Genomic DNA, 15,497 nt, shown 5'->3' with positions numbered 1-15,497 from the left:
AGTCGACGAGCGAAGACAAGACAAGGCAAAAATTGGCGAAAAAACGGAGTTTACATGTGTAAATGAGTATTTTGAGCCAATTTTTAACGCCGTATTGTCGAGCGCAGACACTTTTCAGACAGAGCCTAAACCGCCATCTCCTTGAACCGTTCCAGATTATCTTGTCGTCGTTGGTCTTTTCGTCTTAAGTGGTATGCCTAAAGTCCTTGTGCTGCGTTACTGTCGTAGTCGTTGCGTTGACTGAAACCAGATAAATCCACTGGCATAAACAGTCATCTCCGACAATACTGCCTTCAAAAGAGGCATAACAAGGACAATAATGATGATTCGCTACGTACACCAGCCGACGTTTCTGACGGGCGATGAGCTTTCCATCTCCACCTTCAGCTTGCTCGACCCTGAAGGCGAACTTTATAGCGGTGCCGAAGCGCCTGCGCTAGAGCGTGAACATGCACGCAGGCTCTACCAGGCCATGCTATCCACTCGTATTCTTGACGAACGTATGATGGCCGCACAGCGCCAGGGGCGGCTTAGCTTCTACATGCAGTGCGTAGGAGAAGAAGCGGCGGTGGTGGGCGCCACCGCCGCCCTGGACGATGCGGATATGATCATGGCGCAGTACCGTGAGCAGGGTGCTCTGATGTATCGCGGTTTTTCTATTGATGAGTTTATGAACCAGCTATTCGGCAATGAGCTGGATTATGGCAAGGGCCGCCAAATGCCGGTTCACTACGGTTCACGTAAACTTCACTACATGACGATTTCGTCACCCTTGGCGACCCAAATCCCCCAGGCAACCGGCTATGCCTACGGTCAAAAACTCGCAGGCGATGGGCAGTGTACGTTGACCTTTTTTGGCGAAGGCGCAGCGTCAGAGGGCGACTTTCATGCGGCGCTTAATATGGCCTCTGTCCATAAAGTGCCCGTCATCTTTTTCTGCCGTAATAATGGCTATGCCATTTCCACTCCTGCCGTTGAGCAGTTTGCCGCGGATGGCATTGCACCGCGCGCGTTTGGTTATCACATGCACGTTATTCGTGTAGATGGCAACGATGTACTTGCCGTATACGAAGCCACTCGGCAGGCACGCAAACTGGCGGTTGAGCATAATCACCCGGTGCTGATTGAGGCGATGACGTATCGCCTTGCCGCTCACTCATCCTCTGATGATCCTTCTGGCTATCGCTTAAAAAGCGAAGAAGAGACATGGCGCCTCAAGGACCCCGTGCTGCGAATGCAAAAATGGATGTTGAAAAAAGGTTGGTGGAGCGAAGAGGAGGAAACCCAGCAGCAGGAATCACTGCGCCGTGATGTGCTTGAAACCATGAAGCGTGCTGAAAAGCGGCCTCCACCCTCATTGGATAGCCTGGTAAGTGATGTTTATGCCGATGTAACCCCAGCGCTTCAACGTCAATTCGACCAACTTAAAAGCCATATTCGTCGCTACCCTGAGGCGTACCCCCAAGGCGCTCGGTCGTTAGACTTGACCGTGCAGACGCCCACTGATTCTAAAGGGGAGGCGTAACATGCCCACGATGAATATGTTGCAGGCCATTAACAATGCGCTGGATATCGCCATGGCGGAAGATGAAAAGGTCATTTGCTTTGGTGAGGACGTCGGCATTTTCGGTGGTGTGTTTCGCGCCACCAGCCATCTACAGGAACAATACGGTAAAGCGCGATGTTTTAATACGCCCCTGGTAGAGCAAGGCATTATTGGTTTTGCCAACGGTTTGGCAGCACAGGGTTCGGTGCCTGTCGCCGAGATCCAGTTTGCCGACTATATCTTTCCCGCGTTTGACCAGATTGTTAACGAAACGGCCAAATATCGTTATCGTTCAGGCGACTTGTTTAACGTCGGCGGACTAACGATCCGTACCCCGTACGGTGGGGGGATATCCGGTGGGCTTTATCACTCTCAGTCTCCGGAAGCCTACTTTACCCATACGCCTGGGATAAAAGTGGTGGTGCCGCGTAATCCCTACCAGGCAAAAGGCCTGTTGCTGGCTTCCATCCGCGATCCAGATCCGGTGCTTTTTTTAGAACCCAAGCGTCTTTACCGCGCTTCAGTGGGCGAGGTGCCTGAAGAAGATTATCAACTGCAGATAGGTGAAGCAGACATCATCAAAGAGGGCAGCGATATTACCCTGGTAGGATGGGGCGCCCAGATGGAGGTAATTGAAAAAGCAGTAGAGCTGGCTGAAGCGCAAGGCATTGCCTGCGAAGTGATTGATCTGCGCTCCCTGCTTCCTTGGGATGCCGATACCGTTGCTGAGTCTGTACTAAAAACAGGTCGGCTCGTCATCAGCCATGAAGCACCGCTAACCGGAGGTTTTGCCGGCGAAATAGCAGCGACCATTCAAGAGCGTTGTTTTCTCTATCTCGAATCGCCGATAAAGCGGGTGACCGGGCTGGATACTCCTTTCCCTTTGGTGCTGGAAAAAGAGTATTTTCCCGATCATTTGAAGATTTTTGAAGCGATTCGTGAAAGCGTTAATTTCTAGCGCCCAAGGAGAAGAGCAATGAGCGATTTTAAATTGCCAGATATTGGCGAAGGCATCGTTGAGTGTGAAGTCGTGGAGTGGCGGGTTGCGGAAGGTGATCATATCGAGGAAGACCAGCCCATCGTTGAGGTAATGACCGACAAAGCGCTGGTGGAAATCACTGCCCCTGAAGCGGGTGTGATAACACGGCTTTATGTGCCACAAGGGAAAATTGCCAAAGTGCATGCTCCACTCTACGCCTACCAGGGCTTGGATGAGAACGAAGGGGAAGGAGGCCGCTCTGTTTCGCATCATGCATCGTCAATAAGCAAGCTGCCGGATGACGCTGCTGAGTTACCTGTCGCTACGCCGCCCAGTAACCCAACTGCACAGGGAGCTTATGGCAAAGTGCCCGCGAGCCCGGCGGTAAGGCGGCTAGTACGAGAGCATGGGTTAACAATTACCGAGGTGGCTGGTAGTGGCAAAGAGGGTCGAGTGCTTAAGGAAGACGTGCTGGCGCATATTCACCACAACGAGGTAGAGCCATCGATAGCCAAGCCAGCGCCTACTATCAACGAGGCGCACAACCCAGAGCAGGACGCGCCACGTAGAGAGCCCTTACGCGGCGTGCGTGCCGTGATGGCAAAACGCATGGTTGCCTCTGCAACGACTATTCCGCATTTTCACTATGGCGAAGAGCTTGATGTTACTGAGCTATTGGCGCTACGCGAGCGGCTGAAGCCTCAGGCAGATGCTCAAGGGCAGCGCCTTACGCTGATGCCCTTTTTTATGAAGGCGTTAGCACTCGCCTTGGCCGAAACGCCGATACTTAATGCGCAACTCAATGAAGCCGGTGACGAGCTTCACTACTATCCTCAGTGCAATATTGGTATGGCGGTAGATAGCAAAACCGGATTATTAGTGCCCAATGTTAAAGGCGTTGAGCGTTTGACGTTGCTTGATATCGCTCGTGAAGTGGGCCGCTTGACCGTTGCTGCACGTGAAGGCCGTGTCGACCAGGCTGATCTAAAGGGAGGGACGATCAGTATTTCCAATATCGGTGCCCTGGGGGGGACTTATGCTACGCCTATTATTAATGCCCCTGAAGCGGCTATTGTTGCGATAGGCAAAACGCAGTGGCTGCCGCGTTTTGATGAGCAAGGCGCCGTTCAGCGCCGCGCCATTATGACAATTACCTGGGCAGGAGATCATCGGTTCATTGATGGCGGCACCATTGCGCGCTTTTGTAATACATGGAAAGGTTTTTTGGAAGCGCCTGAAACCATGCTGCTTTATTTGGGATAAACGCACGCTGAGGACACAAGATGCCGCAGGCGCCGTTACAGCAATTTTATATACCTGAAGAGCAGTCGGTCTATCTGCTGAGCCATAATGATGCGCAAAAGCTTAAAGACTGGGTAGCGCTCTGCCAGGCCCAGCTTAGTCAGCTTGGGTATCAGGGGATTGAGCTGATTGGCAAAGGCGCCTACGGTTTTGTGTTTTCTGGCAGCGTGCCCAGTGGCGATACGCTGGCGCACTACGTGTTCAAATTTTCTCGCATTACGCTACCTACACACTTACAAGAACGTCTCGAAGAAGAGGCGTTTATGCTGGATCAAGTGTCGCATGCTCGCATTCCCAAGTTAATCACCTACCAGCGCGCAAGAGGTCAGTCGATTTTAGTCATGGAGCGCGCGCCCGGTTGGAATCTGGAGCAGATATCCCTCAAAAGAGGACGTTTGTCACCACGCTTGATTATGCGTATAGCGCGTCAGCTTGTTGATATTTTAATCGCGCTTCGCCGCGACGCTGGGCCCCATGGCCGGCCAGTAGTACATGGCGATATCAAACCCTCCAACCTGGTCTTCGACCCTGACACGGAGTCTATTGCACTGATTGATTGGGGATCGTCTGTTTTTGCTCAATTGGATGCTCAACTACAGTTTGTTGGGGCGAATGTGATGGAGCTGATGTCCGATAACCTGCAGCAAACCAATGCACGTTTGGGTGACGTCTATTTTATTGGTGAAGAGCAGCTAAACGGTGCGCTCTCTTCGCCACGTTTTGATGAACAGGGCGTGGCGGGCACGTTGTATGCGCTGGCATCAGCACAGTCGTGCCGGTTTGGCCATCGCGCTATTCCCGCAAGCTCCCTGGGGTTGCCTATGGAATTTGCCCGTACATTGGATGGTATGCTGGACCCCGACCCGCAGGTTCGCCTTACCGCCGGCAGTTACTTTATCGACACAATGCCGCGCATGGCAAACGTGGTAATGCTTGATTTTCCCCCCAGCCCCGAGGCGCCTCTTGTGCCCGTATGGATTCGCCCTGTGCAGCAGGAAATTGATACCGTGGTGTATAGCTCTCGCAAGGCGTTTCTGCGAGAAGCCAGCGTTGAGGAAACGCTTAACGAGGTTAACGATGTACAGCTGGACCGTTACTATAAACAGTTTATGCAGGGGATGGGGGAGACAGAAAAAGCGTTTTTAGCCTCGGTAAGTCGGCTGGGTAAATATCCGGTAGTAGGAGGGCTGGCCGTACGTTGGGAGCGCGAAGGGGTATATATTGATTCTTCCCTCAACTTGCATGACCCTGACGTGAAGCCCGTCTTTATTGAAGCTGTTAATAATACGGTTCACTTGGCGCGTGCCATTCATCGCCAAGGTGTTTTCAAAAGCTGCTTATTTAATGCGCGCCAAACGCTGCATATAGAGCGGGAAACGGAGCGTGAGCCGTTTTACTGCCAACCTGATATGGCGATTAACTATGAAATGAGCGCGGTGCCAGAGCTGGAGGATCGGAGCCGCCAGCATAGTTATTTTGAAGATGGGCCCGATCCGGAAGAGCTGTTGATATTGCCCGCCGAGATTATGACGATCCTGCAGCAACTTAACGATATTCATCATACCGGAATGATTATCTTCGAGGCGCTCCCTCAGCATCTTAAAATACACAGTTATTACCGACTGCTTGACCCCGCAAGGGAGCGCGAGTTTCAAACATTGCTTACTCATATTTTAGGCGCGGTTAACCAGATCCAGGGGCTGGGCGTTTCTGGTTTTATGAAGATGCCCTATAAAGACACCCGCTTTTTTACCCATCTGGAGCGGCAGCCCGAGCGCTATTACCCACAAAATCCACGAGAACACGTTAAAAACATAAAAGCCTGCTGATCTCTTACGGATAGACATCAGCAGGCTAAAAGTGACGTCAAACAGTGGTCTAAAAAGAAGACCTGTTGGCTTGCAGCCATGTGATCAGCTGTTCAACCAGTGTATCGCTTGCGCGGCCAAAGGCGTCGACCACTGAAGATATATCAACATCGGTTGCCTGGCTGGTCGTGGTAAACGTGCGGTAAGCAATAGGCGCTCGGTCATGGGTGTTTACAAGCTGGACATCGAGCTGAATAACGGCATTAGGGCGCCCATTTTCATACTCACTTTGAAAACTACGCAGTGAGCTAAGTAGCTGCAGTTGAGAGGGCAGTTGATCGGTTCCGACATTGCCAAAGAGCTGACTTTGCTGCAAGCCTTCTATTAACCGTGATTGAACGAGGGCGGGGGTATCTTCATACCAGCGAGCGCCTTCATACACATTAACGATATTTTTTTCTGGATAGACCACTATGCGATTACCGCTCAGCAGGTATCCGGCTTCTGGCGTAGCAATGCCCAATGTTTCAGTCGCCGCATTGGAGGGCATGTTTATGTCAGGCACGTTAGTGGAGGGTAGGCGATAAAGCGTCGCCGGGTCGTTTTTAGGGACGATGGAGCACCCAGCGCTCAACAAGAGTACGGATACAGTGAGTACGGCAAAAACAGGGCGTAAGTTCATGGGCTAAATTCCTTTATCTGGTCCCGGCCCAACAAGAATTCAATTGGGTTTTCATCCAGCTCACGGGCGATACGATCCAATGAGTTAAGCGTTGAACGCAAGGAAGAAAGCGCAGGACCAATATCGCGGGTGCCTTGCAAGGTACTATCAACTGCGTCAGCATTTTGCTCTATCAGTTGTTCCATCCGCTGCGCTGCGCGGGCGATATCCTGGCTGGCATTGGCAGCATTTTGCATAACGTTTTGTCCATCTTGTTCGAGCAGCTGGGTAACTTGCTCACTCAGTACGTTAATACTGGCCATCGTGGTGGTCGCTTGGCGTGATGCAGTGCCTAATAGGGCTAAGTTCTCTTCAAACGCTTCACGCTGTGACGCTATCATTTCGGTAATTTGGTCTATATTCGTCAGTACGTTACTTGCATTCTGACGATTACTATCATCGAAGAGGTTATTCACATTGGCCAAAATTGAATTAATGTTATCAACCACTTCTTTACCCTCTTCTAAAAAAGTGGAGAGCGGGGAGGGGTCTGCATGAATAACGGGTATTTCATCACCCGCATGATCAATTAACGCAGGACTATCCGGTGTGCCACCGTAGAGCTGTATCGACATGCTGCCAGTAATACTCGCAAACGCTAGCTGCGCGTGAGTATCTTCTTTGACGGGGGTATCTTTTTCGACACGAATTTTGGCAATAACCTGACGAGGATCTGCAGGGTTGAGATTCAGCGTTGTTACATCGCCTACTCTGATGCCGTTATATTGCACTGCACTTCCTACTGTCAGCCCGCTAACGCTGCGTTCAAACAAGACACGGTACGTTTGATAGTCGCGCTGACCCGCTGCATGGCTGATCCAGAGCGTAAATAGCAGAGCCGCTGCCGCCGTTATTACTGTAAATAAACCAATTAGAACGTGATGAGCGCGTGTTTCCATGTGCTACTCACTCCTTAGCTGACGATCATTTGAGTGGGCGGTCTTGTTGGCGGCTCTGCCACGAGGCCCGTTAAAGTAGTTCTGAACCCATTCATCATCCGTCCGGGCAACATTTTGAATGGTATCCGTTACTAAAACACGTTTCTGAGAAAGTACGGCCACTCTATCGCAAGCGGCATAAAGTGTATCCAAGTCGTGTGTTACCAGGAAAACGCTAAAGCCTAGCGCATTACGCAACGTGACCAGCAATTGGTCAAACGCAGCGGCGCCAATAGGGTCCAAGCCTGCAGTAGGTTCATCAAGAAACAGAATGTCAGGGTCTAATGCCAGTGCGCGAGCCAAGGCGGCACGCTTAATCATGCCCCCAGAGAGCGACTCTGGATACTGCAATGCAGCTTCGGGCTCAAGCCCCACCAGCGAGAGTTTTACCCGCGCCAGATATTCCGCATCTTCTCGTGGTAATTTGGCATGCTCAATAATGGGTAGCGCCACATTCTCTTGTAAGCTAAGCGAGCTAAACAGGGCGCCTTGTTGAAAAAGCACGCCAAAGCGTCGCTCAACCTGGCTGCGCTCCTTACTGCTTAACTGGTTAAGATCATTACCCAATACATTAATTTTGCCTGCATTGGGGCGCTTTAGCCCCACGATACTGCGCAAAAGAACAGATTTCCCCGTACCTGATCCGCCCACGATTCCGAGAATCTCGCCGTCGAGTAGATCAAGGTCCAGCGATTCATGAACGACGTGGTTACCAAAGCGGTTTTCCAGGCCGCGAACTTCAATCACCGGTCGTCCAGACGAGTGGCTGGGTGATTGGTTTGAGGAGTCAGTAGATTCGCTCACCAGCCCATCTCCATAAAGAACAGAGCGGCAAGTGCATCAATCAAAATAACCATGAAAATGCATTGCACGACACTGGATGTGGTATGAGAACCTACTGATTGTGCACTACCACTAACCTTGAAGCCTTCCAGACAGCCAATGACGGCAATAACAAAGGCGAATATGGGGGCCTTGCTCATCCCTACCAGGAAATTATTCAATGCAACATCTTTTTGCAGTATGTAAAGAAATTGCCCCGTTGATATATCCAAAGAGAGCACAGCGACAAGCGCGCCTCCCATTAAGCCACACATCATTCCTATAAAGGTAAGTAGAGGCAGACTAACGAGAAGCGCTATGATCCGTGGCAGCACTAATAACTCAATAGGGTCTAGCCCCTGCGTCTGTAGTGCGTCAATTTCTTCATTGGATTTCATCGACCCCAACTGAGCCGTAAATGCACTGGCAGTTCGGCCTGCCAATAAAATTGCTGCCAACAAAACGCCAAATTCACGTAGAAATGAAAATGCCACCAGGTCAATGGTGTAAACAGTCGCGCCAAATTGCTCGAGAACAGTGGCGCCCAGAAACGCAACGACCGCACCCACCATGAAGGTTAACAAAGCAACAATGGGAACGGCATTGAGGCCGCTTTGCTGTATTTGGGCGACGGTGGCAGTTATTCGCCAACGTTTTGGTTTAAAAGCGACCTGTACCAGTGTCGCGATGACGAGCCCGATGAAGGCCAGCAACTGGCGTTGCTGCGACCATAGCCCCGCCATGTGCTCCCCAATACTTGCCAGCGCATCCGTGAGACGGTTGGAACTATGCTGCACGGCTTCGATCGGGGCATCCATTGCTTCAGCGATACGCTTTAAAAGCGCTTGTTGTTCCTGGGGGAGTTCGCCTGCCCAATCGCTTATTGCGCGAGACTTTTCAATACCGATCATGCCAACAATGACAGCGGCTCCTGCGGTATCCAGTCGCTCAATACCGGTAAGGGATATATCGTTTGGTTGGGAATAGTTTTGAGCCGCATTTTTTAGCTGCTTGTAATTAGAAAGCGTCCATTCGCCCTGTAATACTAATTTTTCGTCCCGCTTTATAATCCACTCACTTGGCATTTTTGCTCCTAAACGCCGTTGGCTCGCTAAAATATTCACATTACTTTAATCGAACCATCTAGAGAAGCCCTCTCAAAACAACGTATTACTTACTCCTTCGTAATTATACTGTAGCTGATTAATCGCCGTTTAGAGTAGCCAGTTATACGCATGTTATCCATCTTATCTACGAAAACTCTCGCCAAGCTGCATAAGTGCTCAAAAAAACCCGACCTGTTAGAGCGTCCAGAAAGGCGCTCTTTTTAAGCTTGTCCATGACAGGACCTTTCACTTCCGATAAATGAAGTTTGACGTTGGAATCTTTGAGTCGCGCATTGATGGCATCAAGGCTTTCCAGCGCAGAGGCATCAATTAGGTTAACCGCTGAACAAATCAGTACCACATGCTCAAGTTCAGGATGACTGGCCACCAGATTATAAACAGTATCTTCCAGGTAGCGAGCATTGGCAAAGTAGAGGCTTTCATCGATACGTAGCAGTGCCACATGGCTAATGGTTTCTACATTATGGCGGTGGGTATTACGAAAATGTTCGGTATCCGGTACCCGGCCAACCAGTGCACTGTGTGGGCGACTGGTGCGGTAAAGAAATAGCGCTATCGATAATGCAACACCGCTCATAATACCGGCTTCAACTCCCTCGACCAGCGTCAATAAAATGGTCACGGCCATTGCGGCAAAATCGCTGCGCGAATAACACCAGGTTTGACGCAGCATGGAAATATCTACCAGCGTTAAAATAGCCACCGTAATGGTGGCGGCCAGGGTGGCAATCGGCAGGTAATAAAGCCAGTCGGTAAATGATAAGGTGATAAGTGCAATGCCCAGAGCCGCAAACGCCCCGGCCGCTGGGGTTTGGGCTCCGGCGTCATAGTTGATCACCGTCCTTGAAAGCCCCCCCGTTACCGGCATTCCGCTGGTAACACCCGCTGCCAGATTGGCGGCTCCCAAGCCGATCAGTTCCTGGTTTGGTGAGATGCGCTGGCGCCGTTTTGCCGCCAGCATTTGGCCCATGGACACGGACTCGACAAAACCTACCAGGCTAATCAGCAGCGCCGGAATTAACAATGCTCGCCATAAGGAGGCGTCCTCCCACGGAAAGCTAAGCGCTGGCAAGCCGCTTGGAATAGCGCCTACTACCTCAACGCCTGCCTCTGTGAGTTGCCAATGCCAGGTAATAAACGTAGTTGTAACGACGGCAAAAACAGGCCCCGCCTTGGTGATTAAGTCAGCAAGCGCGGCAGGAAGGCCCAGTACGCTAAGCGTTTGCTTCCCATAGCGACGCATGGCAATAAGAAATACCAACGTGCCTGCGCCAATCGCAAATGTGTAGGGGTTAAATTGAGGCAGGTTGGGGAGTAGCGTCATCACACGCTCAGTTAGTGTGAAGCCGCTACTGGAGACGCCTAAGAGACTCCCTAACTGGCTTGCTGCAATGAGTATTCCGGAGGCGGTTAAAAAGCCAGAAATGACCGGATGACTTAAAAAATTACTTAAAAAGCCCATCCGTAGCGCGCCCATCGCGACTAATATAGCGCCAGAAAGTAATGAAAGTACCAAGGCTGCCTGTAAGTAGGCATCAGTGCCTGGCTGCGCTACGGAAGCGAGCGCTGCGCCAGTCATCAGCGCGATAATGGCAACGGGGCCCACGGCGAGCGTACGGCTTGTCCCCATTAGGGTGTATAGAAGCTGCGGCAGGATACTGGCATATAATCCGACAACGGCTGGCAGTCCAGCTAGTAATGCATAAGCAAGCGATTGCGGAATGACCATGATGGTCACAATGATCCCAGCAAGCACATCAGCACCCAGCAGGCGTCTATGATAGTGCGGCAGCCAAGTGAGAATAGGTAAATAACGCTTAAACATGGGCTCCGGGCCATCAGGCATCAATGGTTTTTAAGAACCGTTGGTTCTTTTATTAATCCTTATATTAACGCGTTATGCCAGTAATTACGGCTCGGCTTCTTAAATAAGCCACCTCTCTTCCCCCAAAGTGTTACTTATTTCATCAGCATAACCCGTTAAGCTCGTTAAGAAAATTGGGCGCCTCTTGGCGTTTTGCTTACCGCTGTCCACAAAAACGCCGACAAACGCAGCTCGATAACCTTAATTACAAAAGAGTCCCACTATGCGTCTACTTCGTGTGCTGACACCATTGATATTGCTCGGATTATCGGTTTGGTTGGTTGCCCAAGCGGGTACCTTTAAATACCTGGCACTTATTTGCGCCGCGTTAGCGGGGGCGGGGCTGGTTGCTAATGCGCTGCTCAGTGTTTTTATGGCCGACCAGCAGCGTCTTGCCCAGCCTGTTCGTGGGCCAAAACCGCTCAAGGATTACGCGTCGCTTCGTGCGATGGCGTATCGCTTAATGAAACGGGCAAGCAAAACGGCCATTGCTTCGGCAGAGGTCTCTCACTATGCCGATCTTATGGACCAACGTCTTATCAGGCAGGAGGCGATGGCGCATGAAGCATCCTCAAGCATGAACGAAATCAATACCGCTATTTTGCAAGTAAGTACGAGCGCGACTCACGTGGCCACATTGGCAGAAAAGGCGCGCGATGCCAGCCATCAGAATCATGACGAGCTGACGGATATTGTCAGCGATATGAGCCATGTGGCCGAGCGCTCAGATCAGGCGTTAGAAATGTTGACTGCGCTTAATGACAAAATAGAGAGGGTGCGCAATGTCACCGAAATGATTGAAGGCATTGCCGAGCAAACCCATTTGTTATCACTTAATGCGTCGATTGAAGCGGCCCGGGCGGGTGAGCATGGCAGTGGGTTTGCCGTGGTGGCCGAAGAGGTACGGAGCTTGGCGCTTAAGACCTCAACCGCGACGCAGAACGTAGAAACGCTGGTTAAGGATATGCATCAAAGCGGCCAGGGAGTTGTCTCTACGATGGGCGCGATAATGGTGCGTATTCGAGAGCGCTCCGAAGGGCTGCAACAGGTAGGCAAGCGTCTGGCCACCATTACCCAAGAGTTTGATCAGGTTCAGCATGAGACCACAAGCGTCGCCACCGCCATGGAGAGCACCAAAACCCATAGTCAGACCGTTGCCGAGAGTCTACGTCAATTAGAGAGAGACGTAGATGAAGGTAATCACAATATGCATGATTTGGCTGCGCAGGCGCGTTCGTTAATGGAAGCGGCTGAAGGGGTGGATGGTGAGCTGGCTCAGCAGCGCCTTCAGGGACGGCATCAACAGGTGTTTAAAGCGGCTCGCCAAACGGCTGACCGCATTGGCAAGCTATTGGAAAAGGCCATTTCCCGCGGAGAACTCGTAGAATCAGCCCTTTTTCAGCCAGATTATCAGGCACTTCCGGACACTCGGCCAACGCTCTATCGCACAGGGTTCGACAACTTTACCGATCAATATTTACCAAGCGTGCAAGAGCCTCTGCTGACGGAATATAGCTTGAGCTATGCGATTGCCTGTAATCGTGATGGCTATGTGCCTACTCACAATGAGGCGGTTAGCCGACAGCCCACGGGCGATATGGAGCATGATTTAAAGTACTGCCGCAGCAAGCGTATTTTTGATGACGCGACGGGAAGTCGGTGTGGTGCTCATCAACACCCATTATTGCTTCAAACCTATAAACGCGATACGGGCGAGATCATGCATGACCTATCGGTACCGATTTTTATCCATGGCAAACACTGGGGTGGTTTCCGGGTAGGCTATCAGCCAGAGGGGGTAGAAGAGGCGAGCTCTGCCCTGACATTATCGCATTCAGGGCAAGAAGCGTTAGCGGATAGCGGTCTAGTGCGGGCGTGATTGCCAGGATGACCAGGAATAGAGCGCAAGCCCAAACCAGATCATAATAAAAGTGGCGAGCTGTATGGTACCCAGCGGTTCACCAAAAATGGTTAAGGCGATCAAAAACTGAATTGTAGGGTTGATGTACATCAAAAAGCCCAACGTCGAGAGCCGTAAGCGTCGAGCCGCACCCGCGAAAGCCATCAGCGGTAAAGCGGTTATTACGCCGCTTACCGCCAGTAAAACACTCGTTGGTACATCAATCATGAAGTGTGAATTACCCTGCCAGCTAAGCCATGTCAGGGCGAGCAGAGCCAGCGGGAACAGCAGGAGGGTTTCTACAAACAGTCCCGATAAACCGTCTAGCGGCACCTGCTTTCGAAAAAGCCCGTAGCTACCAAAGCTGAGTGCTAGCATCAGGCTGATCCAGGGCAATTCACCCAGCAGTGCAAATTGGATGGCAATGGCCAAGCCTGCAAGGCCTAACGCCACTAACTGAAGACGTGCCATCACTTCACGCAGCACCAGCACGCCCAGTGCCACGTTAACGAGTGGTGTTAAAAAATAGCCAAGGCTTGCTTGCAATACCTGATTGCTTTCCACCGCGTAAATATAAAGCCCCCAATTGAAGCCGATTAACACAGCGCAAATCAGTACACGGCCTAAACGGCGAGGCTGGCTCAACGCCGTTATCACGGGGGACCAACGGCTTAACATCGTGATGAGTACAACAAGAAAAACACACGACCACACTATGCGGTGGATAAGAATTTCAAACGCTGGAATACCGTCAAACAGCGCGAAAAAAAGCGGGAAACACCCCCACATTATATAGGCTGCTAACCCAAATGTGACGCCTTTGATGGCCTGTGGATCACGCGCTGGAGGGGAATGCATAGCAGCCTCATTATTTAAAAATGCTAATCTACCACATAATTGCGAAAACATACTGGCAAAGGAGACGTGACATGAGTCAGCTAAGAACGAGCCTGGTACAGTGCGATTTGCGCTGGGAAGACCCACAGGCCAACCATGATCATTTAGTCCGTTTGCTGGGCGATCTGGACAGCCGTGACACCGATCTCATCGTATTACCCGAGATGTTTGCAACGGGTTTTACCATGAACTCGCGCGAAATGGCCCAGCCCATGGCGCAAAGTCAAAGCGTCGCCTGGCTGCAAGCGCAAGCTAAAGCGCGTAACTGTGTCATAACCGGGAGTGTGGCCATCGTTGATGACGGCCAGTATTACAACCGTATGATATGGGCCACGCCCGAGGGTGATATCCGCCATTACGATAAACGCCACTTGTTTCGTATGGCGGGCGAGCATGAACGCTATGGTATGGGCAGCCAGCGTGAAATAGTCGAGCTCAAGGGGTTTAAGCTACTGTTAAGCGTTTGCTACGACCTGCGTTTTCCTGTTTGGTTGCGTCAACAGCCAGCAGCGCAAGAGCACTTCGAGTATGATGCGCTACTGTGTGTTGCCAACTGGCCAGCACCGCGTCGGCAGCCTTGGCGAACGCTGCTCCAGGCTCGGGCGGTGGAAAACCTTGCGTATGTCGTGGGGGTTAACCGCGTTGGTGAAGATGCCAAGGGCCTTGCTTACAGCGGCGACTCCATGCTGGTCGATTTCAAGGGCGAACCGCTCATCGACCACTCTGAAAATACGCCGTTTATTGAAACGGGGACGCTTGATAAAACGGAGTTAAATGCTTTTCGTGAAAAATTTCCTGCCTGGCAAGATGCCGACCATTTTTCGTTACTGCCAGGAGTGGGCCAATAATGCGCCTTGATCGATTTTTAAGTGAAACCACACCGCTAACGCGTAGTTTGGCAAAACGAGCGCTTAAAAATGGCGAAGTAACGCTTAATGGTGAGCCTATTAAGCAGTCGGCCACCCAGATTGATACCGAGCAGGATGAGGTGAAATTCAACGGCGAAACGCTTTCGCTGGTCGGGCTTCGCTATGTAATCATGCACAAGCCAACGGATGTTGAGTGCACTGCCAGGCGCGGGCTGTATCCACGGGTAATTGATTTGATTGATTTGCCCAAAGTAGAGCGTCTTCAACCAGTAGGGCGGCTGGATGTTGATACCACTGGCCTTTTACTGATGACTGATGATGGCCAGTGGTCTCATCGTGTTACCTCACCGCGTCATCGTTGCGCCAAGGTCTATATCGCCGACTTGGCTGAGCCTATGGAAGGCAACGATGCGGAGTGGGCAATCAATCAGGTAGCCCAGGGCATTCTGCTGGATGATGAAGAGACACCAACGCAGCCTGCGTTACTCCGGTTTATAACGCCTCTACAAGCGGAGCTTACCCTGACCGAAGGGCGCTATCACCAGGTTAAGCGTATGTTTGCCGCGCTGGGCAACCATGTTAATGCGCTGCACCGTCAATCTATCGGTGATGTTGTATTAACGGATGATTTGCGCCCCGGGGAGTGGCGCGAGTTAACGCAGGAAGAAATCGACAGCTTCTAAATTCAGCCGCTAAGCGCACTTGGCCAAACGGCAGTAGGTCA

At 51.3% G+C, this 15,497-nt stretch carries 13 protein-coding genes; 7 read left to right on the top strand and 6 right to left on the bottom strand.

Going from position 1 to position 15,497, the window contains the following annotated elements:
* Positions 1 to 322 precede the first annotated feature (322 nt).
* Genes FKN99_RS15895 through FKN99_RS15880 form a run of 4 tightly spaced genes read left to right on the top strand, consistent with a single transcriptional unit; the run spans position 323 to position 5,656 of the window.
* Entirely contained in the window at positions 323 to 1,525 is a 1,203-nt protein-coding gene (locus FKN99_RS15895; RefSeq protein WP_172118813.1) for a thiamine pyrophosphate-dependent dehydrogenase E1 component subunit alpha, read from the top strand.
* A gap of 1 nt (position 1,526) precedes the next feature.
* Entirely contained in the window at positions 1,527 to 2,504 is a 978-nt protein-coding gene (locus tag FKN99_RS15890; protein ID WP_172118788.1) for an alpha-ketoacid dehydrogenase subunit beta, read from the top strand.
* Positions 2,505 to 2,522: 18 nt separating this feature from the next.
* Positions 2,523 to 3,788 (top strand): 2-oxo acid dehydrogenase subunit E2, encoded by a 1,266-nt coding sequence (locus tag FKN99_RS15885; protein WP_172118787.1) that lies wholly within the window; start codon positions 2,523 to 2,525, stop codon positions 3,786 to 3,788.
* 20 nt (positions 3,789 to 3,808) lie between these two features.
* Entirely contained in the window at positions 3,809 to 5,656 is a 1,848-nt protein-coding gene (locus FKN99_RS15880; protein WP_172118786.1) for a protein kinase domain-containing protein, read from the top strand.
* Positions 5,657 to 5,705: 49 nt separating this feature from the next.
* Here the strand turns inward: FKN99_RS15880 and FKN99_RS15875 are convergent, their stop codons facing one another.
* From FKN99_RS15875 to FKN99_RS15855, 5 genes are all read right to left on the bottom strand, one after another.
* Positions 5,706 to 6,317, bottom strand: coding sequence for an ABC-type transport auxiliary lipoprotein family protein (locus FKN99_RS15875; RefSeq protein ID WP_172118785.1), 612 nt, complete (start codon positions 6,315 to 6,317; stop codon positions 5,706 to 5,708).
* Entirely contained in the window at positions 6,314 to 7,255 is a 942-nt protein-coding gene (locus FKN99_RS15870; protein WP_172118784.1) for an MlaD family protein, read from the bottom strand. Before FKN99_RS15870 ends, FKN99_RS15875 begins: the two co-directional genes overlap by 4 nt.
* Positions 7,256 to 7,258: 3 nt before the next feature.
* On the bottom strand, positions 7,259 to 8,098 hold the full coding sequence (locus tag FKN99_RS15865; RefSeq protein ID WP_172118783.1) for an ABC transporter ATP-binding protein: 840 nt from the start codon (positions 8,096 to 8,098) through the stop codon (positions 7,259 to 7,261).
* Positions 8,095 to 9,201 (bottom strand): MlaE family ABC transporter permease, encoded by a 1,107-nt coding sequence (locus FKN99_RS15860; RefSeq protein ID WP_172118782.1) that lies wholly within the window; start codon positions 9,199 to 9,201, stop codon positions 8,095 to 8,097. The genes FKN99_RS15865 and FKN99_RS15860 overlap by 4 nt, the downstream gene beginning before the upstream one ends.
* A gap of 166 nt (positions 9,202 to 9,367) precedes the next feature.
* Positions 9,368 to 11,068: a SulP family inorganic anion transporter gene (locus FKN99_RS15855; RefSeq protein WP_172118781.1), complete on the bottom strand. Its 1,701-nt coding sequence runs from the start codon at positions 11,066 to 11,068 to the stop codon at positions 9,368 to 9,370.
* Between the two features lie 262 nt (positions 11,069 to 11,330).
* On the opposite strand from FKN99_RS15855, the gene FKN99_RS15850 reads away from it, so the two are divergent.
* Positions 11,331 to 12,986, top strand: coding sequence for a methyl-accepting chemotaxis protein (locus tag FKN99_RS15850; protein ID WP_172118780.1), 1,656 nt, complete (start codon positions 11,331 to 11,333; stop codon positions 12,984 to 12,986).
* On the opposite strand, the gene rarD is transcribed toward FKN99_RS15850, so the two are convergent.
* Entirely contained in the window at positions 12,972 to 13,865 is an 894-nt protein-coding gene (gene rarD, locus FKN99_RS15845; protein ID WP_172118779.1) for an EamA family transporter RarD, read from the bottom strand. The genes FKN99_RS15850 and rarD overlap by 15 nt on opposite strands.
* Before the next feature lie 71 nt (positions 13,866 to 13,936).
* Between rarD and FKN99_RS15840 the strand changes: the two genes are divergently transcribed.
* Positions 13,937 to 14,752 carry an amidohydrolase gene (locus FKN99_RS15840; RefSeq protein WP_172118778.1) on the top strand — a complete coding sequence of 272 codons (816 nt, stop codon included), beginning with the start codon at positions 13,937 to 13,939 and terminating at the stop codon, positions 14,750 to 14,752.
* Positions 14,752 to 15,456, top strand: a complete 705-nt coding sequence (locus FKN99_RS15835) for a pseudouridine synthase (RefSeq protein ID WP_172118777.1) — start codon at positions 14,752 to 14,754, stop codon at positions 15,454 to 15,456. Before FKN99_RS15840 ends, FKN99_RS15835 begins: the two co-directional genes overlap by 1 nt.
* Positions 15,457 to 15,497: the final 41 nt, after the last annotated feature.

The organism is Halomonas hibernica, from assembly GCF_013183775.1.
Lineage (GTDB): Bacteria > Pseudomonadota > Gammaproteobacteria > Pseudomonadales > Halomonadaceae > Vreelandella > Vreelandella citrativorans.
Note: the sequence above shows the minus strand (reverse complement) of the source record. Positions and strands in the feature narration are given on the sequence as shown.